Below are 580 nucleotides of genomic sequence, written 5' to 3' on the forward strand. Positions count from 1 at the left end.
GTCGTACTGGGCCACGCGGTTGAACGCGGCCACCGAGAAGGCGAAGCGCTTGGCCGCCGACAGCTGGCCATCGTTGGCGGCCAGCTCGGCCAGCAGTTCGGCGTACTGCGMYGGATCGGTSGCSACGGCGACGCGGGCGAAGTTCTTSGCCGCCGAACGCAGCATYGCCGGSCCRCCGATGTCGATGTTCTCCACGGCGTCTTCCAGCGTGCAGTCGGCCTTGGCCGTCACCGACTCGAACGGATACAGGTTGAGCACCAGCAGGTCGATCGCGCCGATGCCGTGTTCGGCCATCACCGCCTCGTCCAGCCCGGCGCGGCCGAGCAGGCCACCGTGCACCAGCGGATGCAGGGTCTTGACCCGGCCGTCCATCATTTCCGGGAAGCCGGTGACATCGGCCACGTCCTTGACCGCCAGGCCGGCCTCGCGGATCGCCTTGGCGGTGCCGCCGGTGGACAGCAGCTCCACGTTGCGGGCGGCCAGGGCACGGGCGAGGTCGATCAGACCGGTTTTGTCGGAAACAGACAGGAGGGCCCGGCGAACGGGCAACAGATCAGCAGTCATGGGGACAGGGCAATCG

At 68.5% G+C, this 580-nt stretch carries 1 pseudogene; it reads right to left on the reverse strand.

Annotated elements, in window-relative coordinates:
- A pseudogene (gene purH / locus ACXJKJ_RS31450) lies at nt 1-564 on the reverse strand (bifunctional phosphoribosylaminoimidazolecarboxamide formyltransferase/IMP cyclohydrolase); the annotation flags it as partial.
- Nucleotides 565-580 lie beyond the last annotated feature (16 nt).

The organism is Roseateles sp. P5_E1 (assembly GCF_054049335.1).